The 23,126-nt window shown below is 68.3% G+C and carries 23 protein-coding genes and 2 tRNA genes; 16 read left to right on the top strand and 9 right to left on the bottom strand.

The annotated features are described in order from the left end of the window. Nucleotides 1–14 precede the first annotated feature (14 nt). Nucleotides 15–617 carry a thymidine kinase gene (locus ITJ43_RS12500; protein ID WP_194584180.1) on the top strand — a complete coding sequence of 201 codons (603 nt, stop codon included), beginning with the start codon at nucleotides 15–17 and terminating at the stop codon, nucleotides 615–617. Here the strand turns inward: ITJ43_RS12500 and ITJ43_RS12495 are convergent. Next, entirely contained in the window at nucleotides 610–1,440 is an 831-nt protein-coding gene (locus tag ITJ43_RS12495) for a DUF1295 domain-containing protein (protein WP_194584179.1), read from the bottom strand. The genes ITJ43_RS12500 and ITJ43_RS12495 overlap by 8 nt on opposite strands. Nucleotides 1,441–1,545: 105 nt before the next feature. On the opposite strand from ITJ43_RS12495, the gene ITJ43_RS12490 reads away from it, so the two are divergent. Continuing rightward, entirely contained in the window at nucleotides 1,546–2,283 is a 738-nt protein-coding gene (locus tag ITJ43_RS12490) for a FadR/GntR family transcriptional regulator (RefSeq protein ID WP_194584178.1), read from the top strand. 15 nt (nucleotides 2,284–2,298) lie between these two features. On the opposite strand, the gene ITJ43_RS12485 is transcribed toward ITJ43_RS12490, so the two are convergent. The 4 genes from ITJ43_RS12485 to ITJ43_RS12470 all read right to left on the bottom strand — a co-directional run bounded on the left by ITJ43_RS12485 (nucleotide 2,299) and on the right by ITJ43_RS12470 (nucleotide 6,804). Next, the gene (locus ITJ43_RS12485) at nucleotides 2,299–3,063 is read right to left on the bottom strand and encodes an HAD-IIB family hydrolase (protein WP_194584177.1); all 765 of its coding nucleotides are present in this window, start codon (nucleotides 3,061–3,063) and stop codon (nucleotides 2,299–2,301) included. Between the two features lie 71 nt (nucleotides 3,064–3,134). Further along, a tRNA-Pro gene (locus ITJ43_RS12480) sits at nucleotides 3,135–3,208 on the bottom strand. Between the two features lie 66 nt (nucleotides 3,209–3,274). Further along, nucleotides 3,275–4,225, bottom strand: a complete 951-nt coding sequence (locus ITJ43_RS12475) for a metallophosphoesterase (protein WP_194584176.1) — start codon at nucleotides 4,223–4,225, stop codon at nucleotides 3,275–3,277. Continuing rightward, nucleotides 4,222–6,804 carry a transglycosylase domain-containing protein gene (locus ITJ43_RS12470; protein WP_194584175.1) on the bottom strand — a complete coding sequence of 861 codons (2,583 nt, stop codon included), beginning with the start codon at nucleotides 6,802–6,804 and terminating at the stop codon, nucleotides 4,222–4,224. Before ITJ43_RS12470 ends, ITJ43_RS12475 begins: the two co-directional genes overlap by 4 nt. Nucleotides 6,805–6,890: 86 nt before the next feature. Here ITJ43_RS12470 and ITJ43_RS12465 point away from each other — a divergent pair, with 86 nt between their 5' ends. The 3 genes from ITJ43_RS12465 to ITJ43_RS12455 all read left to right on the top strand — a co-directional run bounded on the left by ITJ43_RS12465 (nucleotide 6,891) and on the right by ITJ43_RS12455 (nucleotide 8,038). Next, a complete protein-coding gene (locus ITJ43_RS12465; RefSeq protein ID WP_194584174.1) occupies nucleotides 6,891–7,109 on the top strand; it encodes a DUF4177 domain-containing protein in 219 nt (72 codons plus the stop codon). Next, complete coding sequence (locus tag ITJ43_RS12460; protein WP_194584173.1) at nucleotides 7,106–7,573, top strand: RidA family protein; 468 nt, start codon at nucleotides 7,106–7,108, stop codon at nucleotides 7,571–7,573. The genes ITJ43_RS12465 and ITJ43_RS12460 overlap by 4 nt, the downstream gene beginning before the upstream one ends. Before the next feature lie 90 nt (nucleotides 7,574–7,663). Continuing rightward, on the top strand, nucleotides 7,664–8,038 hold the full coding sequence (locus ITJ43_RS12455) for a PLD nuclease N-terminal domain-containing protein (protein ID WP_228495882.1): 375 nt from the start codon (nucleotides 7,664–7,666) through the stop codon (nucleotides 8,036–8,038). A gap of 27 nt (nucleotides 8,039–8,065) precedes the next feature. Here ITJ43_RS12455 and acs read toward each other — a convergent pair whose 3' ends face one another. Next, complete coding sequence (gene acs / locus ITJ43_RS12450) at nucleotides 8,066–10,036, bottom strand: acetate--CoA ligase (RefSeq protein ID WP_194584171.1); 1,971 nt, start codon at nucleotides 10,034–10,036, stop codon at nucleotides 8,066–8,068. 411 nt (nucleotides 10,037–10,447) lie between these two features. Here acs and ITJ43_RS12445 point away from each other — a divergent pair, with 411 nt between their 5' ends. The 9 genes from ITJ43_RS12445 to ITJ43_RS12405 all read left to right on the top strand — a co-directional run bounded on the left by ITJ43_RS12445 (nucleotide 10,448) and on the right by ITJ43_RS12405 (nucleotide 19,731). Further along, the gene (locus ITJ43_RS12445) at nucleotides 10,448–11,560 is read left to right on the top strand and encodes a TadA family conjugal transfer-associated ATPase (RefSeq protein WP_194584170.1); all 1,113 of its coding nucleotides are present in this window, start codon (nucleotides 10,448–10,450) and stop codon (nucleotides 11,558–11,560) included. Continuing rightward, nucleotides 11,557–12,483, top strand: coding sequence for a type II secretion system F family protein (locus tag ITJ43_RS12440; protein ID WP_194584169.1), 927 nt, complete (start codon nucleotides 11,557–11,559; stop codon nucleotides 12,481–12,483). Before ITJ43_RS12445 ends, ITJ43_RS12440 begins: the two co-directional genes overlap by 4 nt. A 37-nt stretch (nucleotides 12,484–12,520) precedes the next feature. Then, complete coding sequence (locus ITJ43_RS12435; RefSeq protein WP_194584168.1) at nucleotides 12,521–12,757, top strand: DUF4244 domain-containing protein; 237 nt, start codon at nucleotides 12,521–12,523, stop codon at nucleotides 12,755–12,757. Further along, nucleotides 12,757–13,089, top strand: a complete 333-nt coding sequence (locus ITJ43_RS12430; RefSeq protein WP_228495858.1) for a TadE family type IV pilus minor pilin — start codon at nucleotides 12,757–12,759, stop codon at nucleotides 13,087–13,089. The genes ITJ43_RS12435 and ITJ43_RS12430 overlap by 1 nt, the downstream gene beginning before the upstream one ends. 43 nt (nucleotides 13,090–13,132) lie before the next feature. After that, on the top strand, nucleotides 13,133–13,462 hold the full coding sequence (locus ITJ43_RS12425) for an Rv3654c family TadE-like protein (protein WP_194584166.1): 330 nt from the start codon (nucleotides 13,133–13,135) through the stop codon (nucleotides 13,460–13,462). A 137-nt stretch (nucleotides 13,463–13,599) separates the two neighbouring features. Further along, a complete protein-coding gene (topA, locus tag ITJ43_RS12420; protein WP_228495881.1) occupies nucleotides 13,600–16,245 on the top strand; it encodes a type I DNA topoisomerase in 2,646 nt (881 codons plus the stop codon). After that, nucleotides 16,242–16,883: a dTMP kinase gene (gene tmk, locus ITJ43_RS12415; RefSeq protein WP_194584164.1), complete on the top strand. Its 642-nt coding sequence runs from the start codon at nucleotides 16,242–16,244 to the stop codon at nucleotides 16,881–16,883. The genes topA and tmk overlap by 4 nt, the downstream gene beginning before the upstream one ends. 92 nt (nucleotides 16,884–16,975) lie before the next feature. Continuing rightward, complete coding sequence (locus ITJ43_RS12410; RefSeq protein WP_194584163.1) at nucleotides 16,976–18,154, top strand: DNA polymerase III subunit delta'; 1,179 nt, start codon at nucleotides 16,976–16,978, stop codon at nucleotides 18,152–18,154. Beyond that, the gene (locus tag ITJ43_RS12405; protein ID WP_194584162.1) at nucleotides 18,151–19,731 is read left to right on the top strand and encodes an alpha/beta hydrolase; all 1,581 of its coding nucleotides are present in this window, start codon (nucleotides 18,151–18,153) and stop codon (nucleotides 19,729–19,731) included. Before ITJ43_RS12410 ends, ITJ43_RS12405 begins: the two co-directional genes overlap by 4 nt. 1 nt (nucleotide 19,732) lies before the next feature. On the opposite strand, the gene ITJ43_RS12400 is transcribed toward ITJ43_RS12405, so the two are convergent. From ITJ43_RS12400 to ITJ43_RS12390, 3 genes are all read right to left on the bottom strand, one after another. Next, nucleotides 19,733–20,392, bottom strand: coding sequence for an ABC transporter permease subunit (locus tag ITJ43_RS12400; protein ID WP_194584161.1), 660 nt, complete (start codon nucleotides 20,390–20,392; stop codon nucleotides 19,733–19,735). Further along, nucleotides 20,385–21,422: a methionine ABC transporter ATP-binding protein gene (locus ITJ43_RS12395; RefSeq protein ID WP_194584160.1), complete on the bottom strand. Its 1,038-nt coding sequence runs from the start codon at nucleotides 21,420–21,422 to the stop codon at nucleotides 20,385–20,387. Before ITJ43_RS12395 ends, ITJ43_RS12400 begins: the two co-directional genes overlap by 8 nt. A 78-nt stretch (nucleotides 21,423–21,500) precedes the next feature. Then, nucleotides 21,501–22,394 (bottom strand): MetQ/NlpA family ABC transporter substrate-binding protein, encoded by an 894-nt coding sequence (locus ITJ43_RS12390; protein WP_194584159.1) that lies wholly within the window; start codon nucleotides 22,392–22,394, stop codon nucleotides 21,501–21,503. Between the two features lie 232 nt (nucleotides 22,395–22,626). On the opposite strand from ITJ43_RS12390, the gene ITJ43_RS12385 reads away from it, so the two are divergent. Then, a tRNA-Thr gene (locus ITJ43_RS12385) sits at nucleotides 22,627–22,702 on the top strand. A gap of 24 nt (nucleotides 22,703–22,726) precedes the next feature. Continuing rightward, a complete protein-coding gene (locus ITJ43_RS12380; RefSeq protein ID WP_194584158.1) occupies nucleotides 22,727–23,122 on the top strand; it encodes a hypothetical protein in 396 nt (131 codons plus the stop codon). Nucleotides 23,123–23,126: the final 4 nt, after the last annotated feature.

Here is a 23,126-nt window from a genome sequence, read left to right as displayed (position 1 = left end):
GCGCCGGTATCCGCATGGCCAAGCTCTACTTCCGCTACGGAGCGATGAACTCCGGCAAGTCGACGGCACTGCTTCAAGCCGCCTACAACTACGAGGAACGCGGCCAGCACGTGTTGCTGGCAAAGCCTGAGATCGACACCAAAGGCGCCGACAAGATCGCCAGCCGTCTCGGGGTGGAGCGTCTGGTCGACTTCCTCATCGCTCCGGATGCCGATCTGCGAGCGCTCGTCGCGGAACACGCGGCCCGCTACGACGGCGCGGTGGCGTGCCTCCTCATCGATGAGGCGCAGTTCTTGACCCCCGACCAGGTCGACGACCTGTTGCGGATCGTCGTCGATGACGACATCCCGGTGCTGGCCTACGGCATTCGCACCGACTTCCAGACGCGCGCGTTCCCGGGCTCTGCCCGCCTGCTCGAACTCGCCCACAGCCTCGAAGAGCTCAAGACCATCTGCCGGTGCGGGCGTAAGGCTCTGTTCAACGCGCGTCTGGTCGGCGGGCGGTTCGTCTTCGACGGCGACCAGGTCGCCATCGATGAGCTATCGCACGAGAAGGTGACGTACGAGTCGATGTGCGCAGAGTGCTACCTGCGCGAGTCGGGCGGACGCCTCAACTGACCGCGCGGCGTGTCCGCGAGCGGGGGAGCGGGATCAGCATCGACGTCGTCTTGCGATAGTCGGCGTAGGCGGGGTATTTGCTCGCCGAGATCGATTCGGTGAACACCGTGGACCCGACGAACAGCAGAGTGAGTAGCGCCGGTCCGATGATCGTCGGGTTCAGCGCGCCGCCCCAGAACCCACGGCCTCCGGTCACCGCCGCGGTCGCGCCGATCGCGTAGAGGGCCCACCACTGAGCTTGTTCGAAGAAGAAGTTCGGATGCCGGCTGTATGCGAAAAGCCCGGTGGACAGAAAGCCCTCGGCATCCCCACGTGCCTTGGCCTCGTGGAAGCGCCACTGCTGCTGGTCGGCGACCGTCTCGCCGATGAGGAAGGCGGCGAAGAGGGTCGCGAGAACGATGTCGGCGGCTGTCAGTGCCGACGGATGCGCCGCGGCGACCGCAGCGGGCAGAGTGATGAGCACGAGCAGCGTCATCTGGTACACGACGATGAAGAACAGGTTGAAGAGAGGGAAGAGCGTCGGCGACATCCGTCGGCGCAGGATCGCCCAGCGGTAGTCCTCCATACCCGAGTAGCCGCCCTTGCGGGCGAAGTTGAAGGTCAGGCGTGCTCCCCATGCGGTCACGAGCACGGCCATCAGGACGAGGCGGGTAGCATCCTGCCCTTCCGCCAGCGCGGCGCCGGCGAAGATCCAGACGTACACGACGGGAACGATCGACCAGAGCCTGTCCACCCACGACGTGTCCTTCGTGATGAGCGAGGCTACCCAGCAGAACGCGCTCGCGAGCGCCGCGGTGGCGATGACGATCAGAAGTGGATCCATGATCTGACACTAGAGCCGGCGAGCGCCCAGCGCGGCGTGTTTTTGCCGGTCCGAGCGGGGTGCGGTAGTGTGGCCTGACCATATAGGCGTATCAGGGACGGGACAGTGACGACGGAAAACACTCCGGCGCGGGCATGGCGCGTGGTCCTCGAGAAGATCGAAGCAGATCTGCTGAGCGGGGCGCTCGGCCCGGGCGACCGGCTGCAGCCGGAGCGGGAATTGGCCGCCACGCTCGGCGTGGGCCGATCGAGCGTTCGCGAAGCACTGCGGGTGCTCGAGGTGATGGGTCTCATTCGCACCGCCACCGGCTCAGGGCCGACGGCCGGTGCCATCGTCACGGCGACGCCGCATGGCGGGCTGGCGCAGTTGCTGCGGTTGCAGGTCGCCGCGCACGGCTTCCCTATCCCCGACGTGTACGAGACGCGGCTGCTGTTGGAGGAGTGGGCGGTGGCCCATCTGGCGGGTCTCGACGAACCCGACCTCGCGGAGGCGCGCATGACGCTCGCGGCGATGGATGACGCCGCTCTGAGCGCCGACGACTTTCTGGCTCTCGATGCCCAGTTCCACCTGCGCCTCACCGACGCGGCCGGCAATGTGGTCGTCGCCGCGACGATGGCCGGTTTGCGCACCACCATCGAGAACTACATCCGCACGGGCGCCAGCCGCATCGACGACTGGGACGCGACCGTGACGCGCCTGCACCGCGAGCACGGCGACATCCTCGCCGCGATCGACGCGGGCGACGCCGCGCGGGCGCGAGAGCTCGTGCGCGCGCACATCACGGCCTACTACGCCGACGCAGGGATGCCTGCGCCGTCGACGGCGGTCATCGCTGGGGCGTGAGCCGGGCGGGCGCGCTCAGCGAGCGGGCAGGGTGGGGATGAGCTCGGCGAGGTACGTGGCCGTGTGCTCCCAACCCTCCACCGCCTGGCACGTGACTCCCATGGCGAGCACGGGGTAGTCGTTGCCGTGCTCGTCGAGCCGGTCGCCGACGAAGAGCATGTCATCGAGCGGGATGCCGGTGACCTCGGCGAGCTTGCGCATGCCGTAGGCCTTGTCGATGCCGCGGTGGGTGATGTCGACCGACGTCGACCCTCCCGAGCGCACCTCGAGGTCGGGGATGCGCGCGGCGACGGCGTCGCGCAGAGCGTTCTTCTTCTCGCCGGTGGGATCCCACGCCATCTTCGCCTCGAGCGGCGCGCTCTGGCCGAGTGCCGAGAAGGTGATCTGCGAGCCACGGTCTTCGAGGATGTCGCCCCACGGCTCGGCTTCCCACACGCCTAGGCGGCGTGCCTCTTCCTCGACGGCGGCCAACGCGCGCGACTTCTCGTCGTCGGTCAACGCGTGCGCGTAGACGGTGCGGACGCCGTCGGCCTCGAGCCGGTAGTACTGCGTCCCGCACGTGGGCATGAGGTGGAAACGGGAGAGCGTCTCGGCATCCGCAGACGGAAGCCGATCGACGACCTGGCTCTGGAACTGCTGCAACTGTCCACCGGAGATGATGGCCACCTCGACCCGCGCGGCCAGTTCGAGCAGCAGCTCACCGATGCGAGGATCGATCGCGCTCTTGGACGGCGCGAGGGTGTCGTCGAGATCGAAAGCGATCAGGCGGGGGGTGGTCATCGGGTGCTCCCATCCGGTGAGTAAGCCAAGAGAGGCCCTACCCGGATTGTCCAGGCAGAGCCTCTCTGCTGTCGGGGTGACAGGATTTGAACCTGCGGCCTCGTCGTCCCGAACGACGCGCGCTACCAAGCTGCGCCACACCCCGTGGCAACCCCCCGAGTCTACCCCGTCGAGGCCGATTGCAGCGAATCGAGGCGCGGCTTCCGCCTCATCAGTTTCGGGCGTGTAGCGTCAGCACGGACGCCTCGGGCCGGCATCCGAATCGCACGGGTGCGTAGATCGAATGGCCGAGGCCGGCCGATACGTTCAACGGGACACGTCGGCCGTCGACGGACCAGGAACTGAGCCCCCGCGCTTGGTCGAGGGGAATGTCGCAGTTGGCGACCAGAGCCGACGGCGAGAACGGGATGCGCACCTGGCCGCCGTGCGTGTGGCCGGCGAAGATCGCATCGGCTCCGAGCTCGACGAATCGATCCAGCACGTACTGGTAGGGCGCATGTGTCACGCCGAGCACGAGGTCGGCCTCGGGAGCGGACCGGAAGGGACGGGGGTGCCGGGCAGCCTCGATCGCGGACGGCAGCACCGCAAGATCATCCCAGCCGCGATGCGCGTCGCTGACGCCGAACGCCTCGATGCGCAGTCCTGCCGCGTCGACGATCGCGGCGGCGTTGTTCAGGTTCGTCCAGCCGAGATCATCGGTGAAGTAGGAGTCCATGGCGGGTGTGTCCAGCCGCTCGGCGCTGTGTGCACCGTGAGACGGCCCGCGAAAATACCGGAGCGGGTTGCGCGCCGACGGCCCCCACACGTCGTTCGATCCGTGGACGAAGAGCCCCGGTACGCCTCGCAGCGGGTCGAAGGCGGCGCGGATGCCGAGGAGGCCATCGACGTGGCCGAGGTTGTCGCCGGTGTTGATCACCAGATCGGGCTGGGTCTGCTCTGCCAGCTGAGCGATCCACTCCTGTTTACGGCGCTGCCACGGCGCCATGTGCGCGTCGGAGAGGTGCAGCACGGTCACCGAGGGGGAACCCGCCGGCAGAATCGCGAGCTCATGCCGGCGCACGGTGAACAGGAAACGCTCGATGCAGGTGCCCCAGACGGTGGCACCGACGGCGACCGCCCCCGCCGCCGAGACGGCAGCGAGGGCGGTACGACCGGGCGTCACGGGCGTCCGCCGCAGTTCTTTGCCTGGTACTGCACGGTGATCTGCGTCGCGCGGTTGACGATGGTGCCGGCGGCGGGGTTGGTTCCCGTCACCGCGTCGCCGTCATCCGAGGCCGTCGGCGACGCGGTGCATTGCTGGCCGACGTTCGTGAAGCCCTTCGACTTGAGGGTCGCCACGGCTTCCGCGGGTCTGCCGCTGACGCCCGGGACCGCGATGCCCTGACCGTTGCTGGGACGGATCGTCACCGTGGTTCCGCCAGCGACCTTGCCCGCGCCGGGATCCTGCTGGATGACCGTGCCCACCGCCTCGGTGCCGTCGACGGCGTCGCCGACGGTCACCGAGAACCCGGCAGTGCTCAGCGTCTGCTGCGCCTGGTCGACGGTCATTCCGATCACCGACGGGAGGTCGGTGAGCTGGCGCTTGGTGAGGGCGGCATCAGGATCGGGGAAGCGGTCGCCGCCGTACTTGGCGTTCGCGGCCCCCTGCATCGCCGGCCAGATCGAGTTGCGGATCCTCGACAGGACATATCCGTTCTCGGAGTGGTCGCTCAGCAGGTCGGTGCCCTCGACGTTGCCGACCCAGACGACGGTGGCGACCTTCGTCGACGAACCGTCCATCCAGGTGTGCAGGTACTCGTGGATACCGGTCTTGCCGAAGACGGGCACGCCATCGCCGATCTGCGCACCCGAACCGGTACCGGTCATGACGCCCTGCAGCGTGTACGCGGCCGTCGCCGCGACGGCTTCGCTCATCGCGGGCTGGCAGGTGATCTGCGGGGTGATGTCCTTGCCCTGAGCGTCGATTGCCTTGTCGATCGCCTTCGAGGGGCACAGCGACCCCTTCGCGGCGACGGAGGCGTAGACCTGTGCCATGTCGATCGGAGCGACGGCCTGATCGCCGAGCACGTTGTACGCGAAGTTCGTCGTGTCGAGCGGTCCGCCGCTGCCCGTCATCACGCCCATCTTCATCGCGAGCCGGTTCGTCGTGCAGACGGAGATCTTCTCCGCCATCGTGAGGAAGCCGGAGTTCAGCGAGTCGCGCGTGAAGTTGTACACCGTGCCGACGTAGCCCGGATTGTTCTCGAAGTTTCCGATCTGTCCGTTGCCGTTGTTGCCGGCGACCACGTTCTGGATCGTGCCATCGCACTGGTCCACCTTCTTGGGGCCGATGCGAGCGTTGAGCGTCTCGTTGACCGAGTGGCCCTGTTCGAGCCAGTTCAGCAGGCTGAAGATCTTGTACGTCGAGCCCGCGGAGTGGCCGCCGCCGCCGCCGTTCTCTTGGCGCACGTTGTAATTCACCTGGGTGGTGGGGGCATTCACAGCGGCATCATCGGTCGAGAACGGACGGTTCTGGACCATCGAGAGGATGCGGCCGGTGCCGACCTCCACCTGCACCGCGGAGGCGCCGAGGTTCATGTAGTCCACGTGGGCCGGCACGATCGAGATCGCCTTGAGCCCCTCGTCCTGCAGCGTCGGGTCGAGCGTGGTGTAGATCTTCATGCCACCGCGTCGAAGGTTCGCCGCGCGCGTGTCATCGTCGGCGCCGAAGGCCGGGTCCTTCAGAAGAACCGTGCGCACGTACTCGCAGTAGAACTCCGCGCCGGTCGCGTTCTGGCAGCCCTGGCTGCGGTTGGTGATGTTGGGCGTGATCGGCGTCGCCATCGCGGCGTCGTACTCTTCCCGCGAGATCTTGCCGTTGTCGAGCATGCGCCCGAGCACGTAGTTGCGACGATCGAGCGTCAGAGAGTATCCATCGGCAGCGCTGTTGATCGCGTTGCCGGCCTTATCGGTGGTCGAACCCTCCGGCTTGTCGATGCGGTAGACGTTCGGCGCCTGCACCATACCGGCGATCGTGGCCGCCTGCGCGATGGTGAGATCGGATGCCGCGACACCGAAGTAGTGCTGGGCTGCGGCGCCGATGCCGTAGACGAGCCCGCCGAAGTTCGTGATGTTGAGGTACCCGATGAGGATCTCGTCCTTGGAGTACTGCTTCTCGAGCTGGATCGCGTAGCGCATCTCCTGAAGCTTGCGCTGGTATCCCTCCGCACCTTCGTTGGCGGTGGTCGACGAGAAGCAGGCGGCCACTTCGTCGTCGTTGGTGGCCTTGCTCTCGCAGTTCTGCTGCAGCACGTTCTTCACGTACTGCTGAGTGATCGAGGAGCCACCACGGTTGGAGCCGTTCGATGCGTTGCCCACCAGAGCGCTTACCGTGCCCAGCAGATCGACACCGCCGTGGGTGTAGAAGTTCTTGTCTTCGCTGGAGATGATCGCGTCGTACATCACCGGGTTGACCTGGTCGAACGTCACGGGGATGCGGTTCTGGTCGTAGAACTCGGCCATCACGACGTCATTGCCGCTGGCGTCCTTGCGGTACATCTCCGTCGGCAGCATGAGCGGGTCGATCTGGAGGAAGCCCGGCATGTTCTCGAACGTGTCGAGCGCACTTGTCGCGGCATAGCCGGAGACAGCGATAGCGGGGGTCACGGTGGCGGTGATGAGGATGCCGGCCACGGCGCTCAGACCGACGAGTCCCGCAAGGCCGCCGAGCACACCGGTGGCCGTCCGTTTGAGTTGGGGCATAGGGTTGATGGTAAGGGAGAACCCTGGGGGATCCCTCGGTGCACCGGGGCGCGCCCCCGCATGCCGCGCCGATTCCGGGAGTTCGAATGACCACGTGGGAATACCTCACGACCCCCCTGCTGATACACAACACCGCCGCGATCCTCAACAACTGGGGAAAGCAGGGCTGGGAGCTCGTTCAGGTCGTTCCTGGACCGGAGGGTGGCCTCGTCGCCTACTTCAAGCGTCCCACCGGCGGCGGTGCCGCCAACGCCGGGTTGGGTGCCGCCGCGGTCGCCGCCCAGCAGTTCGGGGAAGACGCATGAGCCTCGCGGCCCGCCTCGCCGAGCTCGGCATCGAGCTGCCCTCTGTCGTGCCGCCGGTGGCGGCGTATGTGCCGGCCGTGGTGCACGGCGACCTCGTCTACACCTCCGGACAGCTCCCCATGGTCGGCGGTGTGCTGCCCGCCGTGGGAAAGGTCGGTGACGCGGAGCCGCTCGTTGCGGCATCCGCCGCGAAGGGCTACGCCCGGCAGAGCGCACTCAACGCGCTCGCGGCAGCGGCGGCGGTCGTCGGCGATCTCGAGCGTCTCACCGGGGTGGTGAAGGTCACCGGTTTCGTCGCCTCGGTACCCGAGTTCACCGGCCAACCGGGTGTCATCAACGGCGCCAGCGAGGTGCTGGGCGAGATTTTCGGCGAGGCCGGGCGCCACGCCCGCTCGGCGGTCGGAGTGCCGGTGCTTCCGTTGGACAGCCCGGTCGAGGTCGAGGTCGTCTTCTCGTTCGTGTGATCACCGAGCGAGCGTGCGACCTCGCGTGATTCCGTGAGCGTGGGAGAGAACCGGGGCGTTGCGCCGATCGGAGCCGGCCGACAGAGTGGGATGGTGCCGATCTTCGCTCTGCTGGTATTCGCGGTCATGGTCCTCGCCCTGATCGACGCGATCACGCGTCGCGACGATCAGGTGCGCTTTCTGCCGAAGTTCGCGTGGATCATCTTCATCGTCCTGCTCCCGCTCGTCGGCTCGGTCCTCTGGTTCGCGCTCGGGCGCGAGTGGGGCGGCGCTCCCGAGGCCATGAGCTTCGGCGACCCGCGCCGGTGGTCGAAGGAGTCGGAGGAGTCCGCACCGGCATCCCGCCCCGTTGACACCCGGACGACCGAGCAGCAGTTGGCGGACTTGGAGCGCGAAGAGCACGCAGCGCGGCTGGAAGCGGAGATCCGCCGACGTCGTGCGGCACAGGAGGGCGGCGCGAGCTGAGCCCGCGCCGCCGTCACAGCTGGCGCCCTACTTCTTCCTGATCTTCGACTGGATCGTGGACATGACCATGGTGTCGGCCAGCGTCGTCGTGTCACCCACCTCGCGGCCCTCGGCGACGTCGCGGAGCAGCCGTCGCATGATCTTGCCGGAGCGGGTCTTGGGCAGCTCGGTCACGATGTAGACATCGCGCGGGCGCGCGATGGGGCCGATCTGCTCGCCGACCCACCGGCGAAGCGTGTCTACGATGCCTTCGACATCGTGCGACTTGAGGAACGACTCCTTCAGGACGCAGAAGGCGACGACCGCTTGGCCGGTTGTTTCATCGGACGCGCCCACCACGGCCGACTCGGCGACGGCGTCGTTGCCGACCAGGGCCGACTCGATCTCGGTCGTCGACAGTCGGTGCCCCGACACGTTCATGACATCGTCGACGCGGCCCAAGAACCAGACGTCACCGTCCTCATCCAGCCGTGCGCCGTCGCCCGCGAAGTAGAACCCCTTGTCCTGGAACTTCTCCCAGTAGATCTCCACGAAACGCTCCGGATCGCCCCAGATGCCGCGCAGCATCGACGGCCACGGCTTCGTGACGACCAGCAGCCCACCGTTTCCACTACCGACATGATTGCCCTCGTCATCGACGACGTCGACCCCGATGCCGGGCAGGGGCACTTGCGCCGATCCGGGCTTGGTCTCGGTCACGCCGGGCAGCGCCGACACCATGATCGCCCCGGTCTCGGTCTGCCACCACGTGTCGACGATCGGCGCCGTGTCGTGGCCGATGATCGAGCGGTACCACATCCACGCCTCCGGGTTGATCGGCTCGCCCACCGAGCCCAGCAGGCGTAGCGACGACAGGTCGAACTTCTGTGGGATCTCGCGACCGAGCTTCATGAACGAGCGGATCGCGGTCGGTGCGGTGTAGAGGATCGTGACGCCGTACTTCTCCACGAGCTCCCACCAGCGACCCGGGTGCGGGGTGTCCGGCGTTCCCTCGTAGAGCACCTGGGTCGCCCCGTTGGCCAGCGGTCCGTACGTCACGTACGAGTGGCCGGTGATCCAGCCGATGTCGGCCGTGCACCAGAAGACATCGGTCTCCGGGTGGATGTCGTGGACGACGCGGTTCGTGAACGCCGCTTGGGTGAGGTAGCCACCGGAGGTGTGCAGAATGCCCTTGGGCTTTCCCGTCGTTCCGGATGTGTAGAGGATGAAGAGCGGGTTCTCGGACGGAAACGGCGTCGCCTCGTGATCGGCGGATGCCGCGGGCACCGCATCATGCCACCAGACGTCGCGGCCTTCGGTCCATGTCACCTCGTTGTCGGTGCGACGGACGACGAGCACATGCTCGACCGTCTCCTGAGGGCCGTTCCCTCGATCGCCGAGTGCCTGGTCGACGGCGGGTTTCAAGGGGGAGATGCGACCCTTGCGGTACCCGCCGTCGGCGGTGATGACGAGCTTGGCGCCCGCGTCGTCGATGCGTGAGCGCAGGCTGTCGGCCGAGAAGCCGCCGAAGATCACGGAATGGATGGCGCCGATCCGCGCCACGGCGAGCATCGCGGCGATGGCCTCGGGGATCATCGGCAGGTAGATCGCCACGCGGTCGCCGGGTCCGACCCCGAGATCGAGCAGCACGTTCGCTGCGCGCTTGACCTCTTCGGTCAGTTCGGCGTAGCTGATCCGTCGCTCGTCGCCGGGCTCGCCTTCCCACAGCAGTGCGATGCGGTCGCCGTTGCCGGCCTCGATATGACGGTCGAGGCAGTTGTAGGCCACGTTGAGCTCGCCGTCGGCGAACCAGCGCGCGAACGGCGGGTTGGTCCAGTCCAGTACCTCAGTGAACGGCGAGTGCCAGTGCAGCGCTCGGGCCTGCTCCGCCCAGAAGCCCTCCCGATCTGCGTCAGCCTGGGCGTAGAGCTCGGCGTCGGCGATGGCGTTCGCGGTGAACTCGGCGGACGGGGCGAATCTGCGGGTCTCGGTCAGCAGGTGGTCGATCTGGCTGCTCATCTGCGCGCTCCTTTGCGGCGGGAACGGGACAGCGTCCCGGACGATTCCCGAAATCTAGCGACGGCGACCGGTGATTCACCACCTCCGGAAGTGGGGGTGGTGGTTTCACCGATATATCAGCCGTTTCGAGCGTTTTCGATTGGAGCGTGGCGGCTCGCCTGCGTATGCTGAGTGCGGCCGAACTTCGATTCAGGCGGCGCAACTTCCGACCACCCCCGATTCCGGAAGTTGCGTGGCGGCATCCCGTTCCCCCGATGGGATGCCGCCCTCACACGTGACGTCTTGCGACGTGCAAGCGGTGTGGGCAGCGATGCCCACACCGCTTCCTCCCCATCCGGCCCGCGGTCGGGCCTCTCCACGGATGCCGGTCTGGCCGGCGCTCGCGATGCCGGGCGCTTCTAGCGTCGGGGCATGCCCGAATCGTTCGTCGTCCGCCGCCGTGAACCGCGCAGCGTTCCCGAAGCCGTGCGCCGGGTGGGTTTGGCTGACGAGACGGTGTCGGCGTCGCCGGTTGGGTCCCGCCGCACGTCGGTCGCTGCGGCCATCGACGTCGCGGCGTCGCCGCCAGGGGTGCGATCGGCGCCGCGTCTTCTGCCGGATCATCCGGCCCTCGACCCGTTGCGCGACGTGCTGAGCGACCCGACTGTCACCGACGTGTTCATCAACGGCAGCGACGGCCTCTTCGTCGATCGCGGGCACGGCGTCGTGCATGTGCCTGAATGGCACGCCGCCGCGGACGAACTGCGCGCGCTCGCCGTCGCCCTCATCGGGGTCGGAGGGCGGCATCTCGACGACGGCTCTCCGCTCGTGGATGTGCGCTGGGAGCACGGCGCGCGCGTGCATGCGGTCTTGCCGCCAGTGGCCTGCTCGGGAGCGGCGATCTCGATCCGGTTGCCGCAGGTCGATGTCCCCGATCTGGGTGAGCTCGCCGACCGGGGGCTGTGCGACGTGGTGACGCTGCAGCGGCTGGAAGCCTTGGTGGCCGCCCGGGAGAACATCCTCGTGTCGGGTGCGACCGGCGCCGGCAAGACGACGCTCCTGTCGGCGCTACTCGGCCGCGTGCCCGCCCACGAGCGCATCGTGACGATCGAAGACGTCGCCGAACTGCGTGTCGGTCATCCCCATCACGTGCGTTTGGAAGCTCGACAGCCCAACCTGGAGGGAGCCGGCGCCGTGCCGCTCGCGCGGCTCGTGCGGGAGGCACTTCGCATGCGACCGGATCGCCTCGTCGTCGGCGAGTGTCGAGGCGAGGAGGTGCGTGAGCTGCTCACCGCCTTGAACACCGGGCACGACGGTGGGGCGGGAACCGTGCACGCCGGCAGCATCAGAGACCTGCCCGCCCGTCTTGAGGCATTGGGTGCGCTCGCGGGCATGAGTGACCATGCCATCGCGCGTCAGGTGGTCAGTGCGATCGGCGTCGTCGTGCATGTCGAGCGCGGAGGTGACGGGATCCGGCGCATCGCAGGGTTCGCTCGACCGCAGCTCGACGATGGCGGCCGCCTTCGGATGGAGGCACTGACATGAGGCGCACGCGGAACGCTCCCGTGCTCGGAGCCGCCATGACCGTGCGCAAGATCGCGGTGCTGCTGGAGGCGGGGGTGGCGCCGTCGCATGCGTGGCAGCTCCTTGCCGAGGACGGAGACCCGGTCGCCGAGCGGGTCGTCCCCGTGTCGGTGGGTATGGGGACCGCGTCGGCCCTCCGTGCCGAGGGGGGTCCGTGGTCGGATGTCGCCGCTGCGTGGCAGGTCGCCGAAACTGTGGGAGCGCCTCTGGCCTCGAGTCTGCGACGCTTCGCCGACGCTCTCCGCGATGCCGAGGAGACGCGCGACGATGTCGCCGTCGCGCTGGCCGATCCGACAGCGACCGCACGCCTCGTCGCGTGGCTTCCGCTGGTGGCGATCGCCCTGGCTCTGCTGCTCGGGTTCGATATCGGCGCTGTCATCACCCAACCCGCGGGTGTGGCGTGCCTGCTCGCCGGGCTCGGGCTGATGCTCGCGGCGCGTGGGTGGACGGCGCGGCTCGTTGCTCGGGCACAGCCGGGCGCTCGCCTCGCGGGGGTGCAGAGCGACATCGTCGCGATCGCCCTGTCGGGAGGCGTGTCGGTGGAGCGCGCGATCTCTGCCATGACGGATGCCGGCGGGGGTGAGCCGACCCCCGGCATCCGAGGGGTGCTCGATCTCTCGCAGCGCGCCGGCGCTCCCGCCGTCGAGTTGCTGCGGGCAAGCGCCGCGGAGGAGCGCCGCCACGCACGCACGGAGGGACGTCTGCGCGCTGCCCGCCTGGGCGCCAAGCTTCTGCTGCCGATGGGATTGTGCACCCTGCCCGCCTTCTTGCTGCTGGGCGTCGCGCCCATGCTGCTCTCGGTGCTCAGCGGTGCGGTTCCCGCCCTTGCCGAGCCCCCGTCGATGTCGATCTTCGGTCTATCCGCGACGGGGTCGGCCGTCTGATGTGCCCACTCATCCATCGCCGATCAAAGGAGTTCCCATGTCTCACTCTTCCCCGCTCGTGCACTCGCGTTCCGCGGCACCGCCCCTTCCGCCGCTGACGCGGCGCCGTGTTCGCAGCCTCTACGCCGACGAAACCGGCGCAGCGACGGCCGAGTACGCCGTGGCCACAATGGCGGCGGTCGCGTTCGCGGGCCTGTTGGTCGTGATCATGCGCAGCGACGAGGTGCGCGGCATTCTGACCGATCTCGTGCGTCGTGCGCTGACGGTTGCGTGATGCGCTGGCGCGATGACGGCGGATCGGCGACCGCGGAGTTCGCCGTCATCGTGCCCGCCGTCGTGCTGCTCATCGCGCTGACCGTCGGGGCGTTGGGAGCCCTCGGCCGTCAGGTCAGGCTCGAGCAGGCGGTCGCCCAAGCTGCTCGCCTCGCGGCGCGCGGCGAGCCCGACCGGGCGGCGCAGATCGTGGATGCGATCTCCGGCGGCCGCGTCGACGGCGTCGGTGCGGACGGCGACCTCGTCTGCGTGGCCGCGTCGGCGTCGGTGAGCATCGCCGTGCCGCTACCCGACCTGCACGCCCGATCATGCGCGCTCGACGGCGGGCGGTGAGCGTCGCGGTGGAGGCGATGTCGCACGCGAGGGGAGCGCCCTGATGGCGGGGACGGCATCCGCTGTCGGCGCGCTGGTGGTGGCGTCGACGATGGCCATCGGCATAGGCGCGGTGGGGACGGCATCCTTCCACGCGGCACGCGCGGCCGGCATCGCCGACGGCGCGGCGCTGGCGGCCGCCGACGCCGCGACGGGGGCCGTATCGGGCGTTCCGTGCGAGAGGGCGGGTGAGGTCGCGGCATCCGGCGGTGCCGAACTCGCGGCGTGCACCCTCACCGATGTGACAGCCACCGTGCGGGTGCGCCTCGGCGCCGGACTGCTCGTCGCCGAGGCCCGGGCGCGGGCCGGGCCGGCCGACTCGGCCGGCGGGTGAGTGGCGCGCGGGCACCTCGCTCCCAGCGTCCTCTACGCCGGGCGGTGTGTATGGTGTGCATCGGAGAAAGGACGCACGTGGCTGCTGTCAAGAGTTCTGGGGGCAAGAAGCTCGTCATCGTCGAGTCGCCGACGAAGATGAAGTCGATCCAGGGATACCTGGGCGATGGATACGAGGTCCTCAGCTCGGTCGGTCACATTCGTGACCTCGCGGACAAGAAGGACATCCCCGCCGAACTGAAGAAGACGTCGGTGGGCAAGTACTCCATCGACATCGAGAACGGATTCACTCCTCTATATGTGGAGAGCGAGCGCGGCAAGAAGACCGTCGCCGAGCTCAAGCGCGCTCTGAAGAACGCCGACGAACTCCTGCTCGCCACGGATGAGGACCGCGAAGGCGAAGCCATCGCGTGGCACCTGCTCGAGGCGCTCAAGCCCAAGGTCCCGGTCAAGCGCATGGTCTTCCACGAGATCACCAAAGACGCCATCCGCGCTGCCGTCGACAACACCCGCGAGCTCGATCTCGCTCTCGTCGACGCGCAGGAGACCCGCCGCATCCTCGACCGCCTGTACGGCTGGGACGTTTCCGACGTGACCCGCCGCAAGGTCGGTCAGGGCACATCCGCGGGCCGCGTGCAGTCCGCAGCCACCCGACTGGTGGTCGATCGCGAGCGCGAGCGCATGGCGTTCGTGTCGGCCTCCTACTGGGACGTCGAAGCGCTCGCCGCCGCCGGTGCCGAGTCGTTCGCGACGCGTCTGGCACGCCTCGACGGCGCGCCTCTCGCCCGCGGCACCGACTTCGATGATGCCGGTGAACTCAAAAAAGCTGTGGTCGTGTTGCTCGAGTCGCAGGCGCGTGAACTCGCCGCCGCGATCGAGGCGCGCGGCGAGGCGACGGTCACCGCCGTCGAAGCCAAGCCGGGCACACGCAGCCCCAAGCCCCCCTTCACGACCTCGACCCTCCAGCAGGAGGCCGGTCGAAAGCTGTCGATGAGCGCGAAGCACGCCATGGGCGTCGCGCAGCGGCTCTACGAGAAGGGCTACATCACCTATATGCGCACCGACTCGACCGCTCTGTCGACGCAGGCGGTCACGGCGGCGCGCACCCAGGCTGTCGCGCTTTACGGTGACAAGGCGGTGCCGGCGAACCCGCGCAGCTACCGCAACAACAGCAAGAATGCGCAGGAAGCGCACGAAGCGATCCGCCCCTCGGGTGACGCTTTCCGCACCCCGGCATCGGTCTCGGCCGCCCTCGACCGCGACGAGCTGCGCCTCTACGACCTCATCTGGAAGCGCACCGTCGCCTCGCAGATGTCCGACGCCAAGTACGAGACGACGACTGTCACGCTCGAGGTGGATGCCGCGGGCACGACCGCGTCGTTCACGGCATCCGGCACCGTGTACACCTTCAAGGGCTTCCTCGAGGCCTACGAAGAGGGCCGCGACGAGAAGCGGGGCGACGCCGACAAGGCCGACGACCAGTCGCTTCCGTCCCTCGCCGTCGGCGATGTGCTGGACCTGCGCGATGTCGAGCCCAAGGGTCACGCGACCAGCCCGAAGCCCCGCTACACCGAGGCTTCGCTGGTCAAGGCGCTCGAGGAGAAGGGCATCGGCCGCCCCTCTACGTTCGCCAGCATCATCGACGTCATCATCAACCGCGACTACGTCAGCAAGCGAGGTCAGGCGCTCGTGCCGAGCTGGCTGGCCTTCAGCGTGGTGCGTCTGCTGGAGGAACACTTCGCCGACCTCGTCGACTACGACTTCACCGCGGCGCTCGAAGACGACCTCGACGCCATCGCGCGCGGCGAGCAGCAGCGGGTGGCGTGGCTCAAGGAGTTCTACTTCGGTTCCGAGAACCACGTGGGCCTCCGCCACATCCTCGACAACCTCGGTGAGATCGACGCCCGCGAGATCAACTCCACCAAGATCGGTGAGGTCGCGACCCTCCGGTTCGGCCGCTACGGCCCCTACCTCGATGTGCCGAACGGCGACGGCACGACGCGCATCGTCAACGTCCCGAGCGATCTGGCACCCGACGAGCTGACGCCCGAGAAGGCCCGCGAGCTGATCGACGCGCCCATCGCCGGTGACCGCGTGCTCGGGCAGAACCCCGACAACGGTCGCGACATCGTGGTCAAGGACGGTCGCTTCGGCCCCTACCTCGAAGAGGTGCTTCCGGCCGAACCTGAACCCGAGCCCACCCCCGTGGTCGACGCCGCCGAGACGGCGCCGAAGAAGCGCGTGGCGAAGAAGAAGGTGGAAGCACCCAAGCCGCGCCGGGCGTCGCTGTTCAAGAGCATGTCGCCCGAGACGATCGACCTCGACACGGCGCTCAAGCTCTTCTCTCTGCCGCGCACCGTCGGCGTCGACCCCGAGACCGAGACACCCATCACCGCGCAGAACGGCCCGTACGGTCCGTACCTGAAGAAGGGCACGGATTCGCGCTCGCTGACGGGCGAAGACCAGATCTTCGACATCACTCTCGAGCAGGCGCTGGAGATCTACGCGCAGCCGAAGTACGCCAACCGCGCCGCGAGCTCTCTCAAGGAGTTCGAGGCAGACCCGGTTTCGGGCAAGCCGATCCGCATCAAGGACGGCCGCTTCGGCGCGTACGTGACCGACGGCGCGACCAACGTGACGATCCCCAAGGGGCAGACTCCCGACGACATCACTTTCGAGGTCGCGGTGCAGATGCTCGCCGACAAGCGCGCCAAGGGTCCCGCCCCCAAGCGCACGACGCGGCGCGCCACCACCACGCGCAAGCCGGCCGCCAAGAAGAAATGACCGAGGGGCTCTGGATCACCTTCGAGGGCGGTGACGGCACGGGCAAGACCACGCAGGCCACTCTGCTCGAGACCTGGTTGGGCGAGCAGGGGCGAACGGTCATCCGCACGCGTGAGCCCGGCGGCACGGAGGTCGGGGTCTTGATCCGCGACATCGTGCTGCATCACCGGGGCGAGGTGGCGCCGCGCGCCGAGGCACTGCTCTACGCCGCCGACCGTGCTCAGCACGTCGCGACCGTCGTGCGACCCGCGCGCGAACGTGGTGAGGTCGTGATCCAGGACCGCTACCTCGACTCGTCGGTCGCCTACCAAGGGGCCGGGCGTGTGCTGGATGCCGGTGAGGTGCGCGAGCTGTCGCTCTGGGCCGCGGAGGGCGCATTGCCCGACATCACCGTGCTGCTCGATCTCGACCCGGCCGACGCTCGTCGGCGCTTGGATGCCGCGGACAAGCCTTTCGACCGGCTCGAGGCTGAGAAGAGCGAGTTCCACGAGCGTGTGCGCACGGCGTTTCTCGCCCTGGCCGCCGCCGATCCCGCGCGCTTCCTGGTGCTCGACGCTGCGCAACCGGCCGACACTCTCGCCGCCGCTGTGCGTAACCGCGTCGCCGCCTTCTTCGCGAGCTGCGACGCATCGTCCTAACCGGAGTGATCCGTCGCGTCGAATCGTGACGGCACGGGCGAAAGGGTGCGGTGCGCGAGCGGGTGGGGGTGGCGCATCGTAGGCTGGTGCGCATGACCGCCGCCGCCCCGACCTCAGACGGCGAGGTTGTGGGGCAGCAACTGCCGTGGGCAGAGGTGTGGGGGCAGCACGACGCGCTCGCTCAGCTGCAGGCCGCGGCATCCGATCCCGCCCAACTCGCCCACGCATGGTTGATCACCGGGCCGGCCGGATCCGGGCGCTCCACCCTCGCCTACGCTTTCGCCGCCGCGCTCATCGCCGAGCCGGGCGACGATGCGGCGATGCGGCAGGTGTTGGCGGGCACCCATCCCGATCTGACCGCTCTGCGCACCGAGGGCGTGATCATCTCGATCAAAGACGCCCGCGCCCTTGTCGAGCGCTCATACTTCTCGCCATCGCTCGGCCGCTACCGGGTGATGGTGATGGAAGACGCCGACCGCATGGTCGAGCGCACCAGCAACGTGCTCCTGAAGGCCCTGGAAGAGCCGCCCGAGCGCACCGTCTGGATTCTCTGCGCCCCGAGCGAGGCAGACCTTCTGCCCACCATCCGCTCCCGTGTGCGCACGCTGCGCCTTCGCGAGCCCGATGTCGCCGATGTCGCGCGTCTGATCGTCGCCCGCACCGGTGTCGACGACGTCACCGCCGAGCAGGCGGCCCGCCTTTCCCAACGGCATATCGGCATGGCGGTGCGCCTCGCCACCGACGAGTCGGCACGCGAGCGGCGCGACGAGACGCTCCGCGCCGTGCTGTCCGTGCGCGGTGTCGGGGGAGCGGTCGAGACAGCTGCCCGCATCGTCCAGCTGGCCACCGACGATGCGAAAGCCCTCACCGCCGAGCGCGACGAGGCGGAGCGCGAGGCGTTGCTGCGCACCCTCGGCATCGCGCCGGGCGCCGCGACCCCTCCGGCGGTGCGCGGCCAGTTGTCCGCGCTGGAAGACGACCAGAAGCGCCGCGCCACCCGCAGTCTGCGCGACGGCATCGATCGCGTGCTCACCGACCTGGAATCGCTGTTCCGCGACGTGCTGATGATCCAGTTCGGTCGTCGAGACGATCTGATCAACCGTGAGCTCGCCGCCGATCTGACCGCACTGGCCGACGCGTGGGCGCCCCCGCGCACGCTCGTCGTGCTCGACGCGATCGCACAGACCCGAACCAACCTGGAGGGCAACGCTGCCCCCACCCTGGCCCTGGAGAGCATGCTCGTGACTGTCGCGAGCGGGAGGACCCTGTGACCGAGACATCCCACCGTTCCCGTCGACCGTTCGTCCGCCGTGTGGTGGTCGCGATCGCGGCGCTCGCCGCAGCGACGACCATGCTGACCGGGTGCCTGTACGCCGCTATCCCTCCGGAGAGCGTCGCCACGCCAGCCCCGAGTCGTGAGCCTGATCTCGACGGCGCGCCCGCCGGCTTCGAGCAGCTGTACCAGCAGAAGCTCGACTGGGCCTCGTGCAGCGGGACGGATGCCGGCAGCTACGACTGCACGACGGTCACCGCGCCCCTGGATTGGACCGATCCCTCGGTCGGCACGATCGATCTCGCCGTCATCCGCCGGGCGGCAACCGACGGCAACGCGATCGGGTCGTTGCTCACCAACCCGGGCGGCCCGGGTGCCAGTGGCTACAACCTCATCGCGCAGTCGTCGTCGTTCGCCGTCGGTTCCGCTCTGTCCGATGCCTACGACGTGATCGGTTTCGACCCGCGCGGCGTCGGCCGTTCGACCGCGGTACGGTGCTTCGATCCCTCCGCAATGGATGCCTACCTCTTCGACATCCCCGCCGATCCGCGGGGAAGCCAAGGCTGGACCGACGAGCTCACGAAGCGCAACCACGACTTCGTGAACGCGTGCGAGGCGAACAGTCGCGGCATCCTGCCCTACATCACCACCGACAACGCGGCCCGCGACATGGATCTGCTGCGCGCGGTGCTCGGCGACAAGAAGCTCAACTACCTGGGGTACTCCTACGGCACGTTCCTCGGCGCAACCTACGCGAAGCTGTTCCCCGACCGCGTGGGCCGGGTGGTGCTCGACGGCGCGATCGATCCGTCGGTGTCGGGCCTCGACGTCAGCACGACGCAAGCGGTGGGCTTCGAGTCCGCGCTGCGCGCGTACATGGCCGACTGCCTCCAGGGGAGTGCGTGCCCCTTCTCCGGAGGTGTCGATGAGGGGATGGCATCGCTCGGCACGCTCCTGGCCAGCGTCGACCGCGTGCCCCTGACCGGCTCTGATGGTCGCAAACTCGGTGCGGACACGCTCATGACCGCGATCATCGCGGCGCTGTACTCCCAGGACAGCTGGTCGTACCTCAGCCAGGCGCTCACGGATGCGCTGGCAGGCGACGCCGACACGGCATTGCGGCTCGCGGACTTCTACTACGCCCGCTCCGACGGCACGTACGAGGACAACTCGACGGAGGCTTTCCGCGCCTACAACTGCATGGACTATCCGCTCGACACCTCACAGGCCGACAAGGATGCCGCGGACGCGCTCGTGAAGCAGAAGGCTCCGACCATCGCCCCGTACTGGCAGGGTGTGGACGTCTGCGAAGTGTGGCCGTACCCGCCCACCGGTGTGCGCGAGAAGATCACGGCAGACGGCGCCGCGCCGATCGTCGTGGTCGGCACGACGAACGACCCGGCGACGCCCTACGCGTGGTCGGTGTCGCTGGCGCAGCAGCTGTCGTCGGGGGTGCTGATCACCCGCCAGGGCGAGGGTCACACCGGTTACAACAAGGGCAATACGTGCGTAGACAGCGCCGTGGACGACTACTTCGTGAACGGCACGGTGCCTCAGAACGGTCTCACCTGCTGAGTCAGCGGCGCAGAATCCGTCGTGCGAGCCCATTGCCGACGAACTGCACGAGCTGCACGATGACCACGATGACGAGCACCGCAGACCACGTCACCCACGGGTTGAACTGCTTGAAGCCGTAGTTGATGGCGAACTCGCCGAGGCCGCCGGCCGCGACGGCGCCGGCCATCGCCGTCATGTCGACGAGCGCGACGACGACGAACGTGTAGCCGAGGACCAGGGGGCCGAGGGCCTCGCGGGGAACCAGGCGGAACAGGATCCTCGAGCGGCTCGCACCCGCGGCGCGCGCCGCCTCGATCACCCCCGGGCGGACAGTCAGGAGATTCTGCTCGACGATGCGGCTGATCGCGAACAGTGAAGCGATCGTGATCGCGAAGATCGCGAACGGCGCCCCGATGCCCGGCAGCCCCACGCCGCGGGCGAGCGGCTGCACCGCGGCCAGCAGGATGATGAACGGGATCGGCCGGAACGTGTTGACGATCACGTTCAGGACGCCGAACACGGCACGATTCGGGAAGAGGCTGCCGGCGCGTGTGGCGTACAAGGCCATGCCCATGATGAGCCCGGAAAGTCCACCGAGGATGAGCCCCGCGCTGGCGACATAGAGTGTCTCCAGCGTGGCCTCCCACAGCTGGGGCAGCAGGGTGATGAGCCTATCCACGGGGGTCCTCCTCGGTGAGTGCGGCGAAGGCGGATGCCGCGACGATCGCGCGATCCACGGCATCCGCCTCGCCGCTGACCGCGAGCGTCAGGTGCCCGAAGACGCGGCCGCCGATGTCGTTGATGCCGCCGTGGACGACTTCGAAGCGCACGCCGTGGGCCGCCAGGGTCGCGAAGACGTCGGCCTGTGCGGCGCGCCCTTCACGCACGTCGATCGTGATCAGGCGTCCGGGATGCCGGCTGCGCAGCACGCGGAGCGCCTCGGCGGCGGGGACATCCTCGATGATGCTCGCCACGAATCGGGCCGTGGCGGGCTGTTGCGGAGCCGAGAGGATGTCGAAGACGCTGCCGCTTTCGATGACGCGGCCGTGCTCCATCACCACCACGCGGTCGGCGAGGGTGCGGATGACGTCCATCTCGTGGGTGATCACCACGATCGTGATGCCGAGTTCGGCGTTCGCGCGCCGCAGCAGCGACAGCACCTCCTGCGTCGTATCGGGATCGAGCGCGCTCGTGGCCTCGTCGGCGAGGAGGATGCGCGGGGTGGTCGCCAGCGCGCGCGCGATGCCGACCCGCTGCTTCTGGCCGCCGGAGAGCTGTTCGGGATAGCTACGCGCCTTGTCGGCCAGCCCGACGAACTCGAGAAGCTCGCTCACACGTGCCCGAACCTCGGCGCGCGGCCGGCCGGCGACCTCCAGCGGATACGCGACGTTGCCGGCGACCGTGCGGGAGTCGAAGAGGTTGAACTGCTGGAAGATCATGCCGATGTCACTGCGTAGTCGACGCAGCTCCCGCTCTCCGAAGCGCGTGATGTCGGCGCCGTCGATCTCGACCGAGCCCGATGTGGCGGTCTCGAGGGCGTTGATCAGGCGCAGCACGGTCGATTTTCCCGCGCCGGAGTAGCCGATGATGCCGCAGATCTCTCCGGCTTCGATGTCGAGGGAGACGTCGTCGACGGCGACCACGGCGGGAGTGCCGGGGGAAGGCGGTGGGAAGGTCTTCGTGACCGATGTCAATCGGATGAGGCTCATGGGATTCCGGTCGTGGAGGTGACGGCAGCGGGCAGATGCGGGCGGTCCATCGATCAGGACGGGCCGCCCGCATCGGCGTCACTGCTGGGTGCGGATATCGTCTTCGGTCTTCTTCAGCGAGGCGACCAGGTCGCTGACAGGGGTCGTGACGAGCACGGCGGTGTCGCCGGATGCCTCTTTGACGCCGTCTTGCACGGCCTTGGTCTGCTGGTAGATCTGCACGAGCTTCGCGTATGTGGGGTTGTCGGCATCCTTCGCCTTGGCGGCGAAGATGTTGACGTAGGGGAAGGCCGACGCGTTTGTCGGGTCGTCCTGGGCGAGCAACTGGTCTTTGGTGAGTCCGGACTTCTTGACGAAGTCGTTGTTCACGACGGCGCCGGCGAAATCGGGCAGGGACGACGCGGTGAAGTCGGCGGCCACCGCTTCGACCTTGACCTTGGAGCCCGGTTCGATGTCGGCCACGGCCGAGAAGATCGAGCCGCCGTCCTTGAGCGTGATGAGTCCGGCCGACTGCAGCACCAACAGGGCGCGTGCCTGGTTGGACTCGTCGTTGGGCACGGCGATCGTCTCGCCGGCGGGGATGTCGGCGACCTTCGCGTATTTCGTCGAGTACAGCCCCAGGGGGTAGATCGCGGTGGCGCCGACCGGGACGAGGTCGTCGCCGGCCTTCACGTTGTAGGTCGCGAGGTAGATGATGTGCTGGAACTGGTTGAGGTCGAGCTCGCCTGCCGACAGTGCCGGGTTGGGCTGATCGTAGGCATCGAAGTTGACGATGTCGACGGTGATGCCCGCGGCGGCCGCGGCCTCCTTGTACGTCTCCCAGTAGGGGTCTCCGGCCCCGACGACGCCGATGCGCACGGGCGCGGATGCGTCGCCGGTACCGGCCGACGGCGACGCCGCGCCGGAGGCGCAGGCGCTCAACAGCAAGACGAGCGGGATGGCCAATGCTGCGGCCAGGGACTTTCTGGACATGGTGGTGCTCCTTGTGTGTCGGGGCACCGCGCTGAACGGGGAGGCCGGATCGTCGGCTGTCCGCGCTCGCCTCATCGCGGTGCCTCATCGACGGTAGGCACACGGTAGACGCGAGGTGGAATCGGCTCGTAACACGGCGACACCGCCCCGGGTATCCCACACGCGTCCGGTTCGCGGCCGAGCCCACGACCCTGTAAGATCGGACATCGTGCATGGCGCTCCGGCTCCCTGCGCCGCCTTAGCTCAGACGGCAGAGCGATTCACTCGTAATGAATAGGTCAAGGGTTCGATTCCCTTAGGCGGCTCCATTTCCTCCTTCCGCAGGGAGAACCATGGATCACGCGATCGACGCAGTGGTCGAGGTGTTCACCTGGATCGGACTCGGCGCCTTCGTGGTGCTCGCCGTCGTCGCGCTCGGCGTCTGGGCGGCCGAGGGGACGTGGCTGCCGGCATCGGCCATCGTCGACCGGGACGGAGAGCATCCTGTCGTGCGCTGGTTCGACGCCGACGGTGACGCGAACAGTGCGCCGCTGACACCGGCCGACGCCGCGGCGCTCGCCGATGCCGAGACCGCAGCGATCTGGTATCGCCATGGCTGGCGCGGGCGAATGCGTTTGGTGCGACGGTCTCCCGGCCTGCGCGCGCTCGTGTGGTCGGCCGCCGGGATGCTCGCGCTCGGCGTCCTCAGCCTCGTCGCAGGCTGGGTGCTGTACTTCCTGCGCGGATGATGGC

The organism is Microbacterium sp. VKM Ac-2870, assembly GCF_015350795.1.
In the GTDB taxonomy this organism is placed as follows: domain Bacteria; phylum Actinomycetota; class Actinomycetes; order Actinomycetales; family Microbacteriaceae; genus Microbacterium.
Note: the sequence above shows the minus strand (reverse complement) of the source record. Positions and strands in the feature narration are given on the sequence as shown.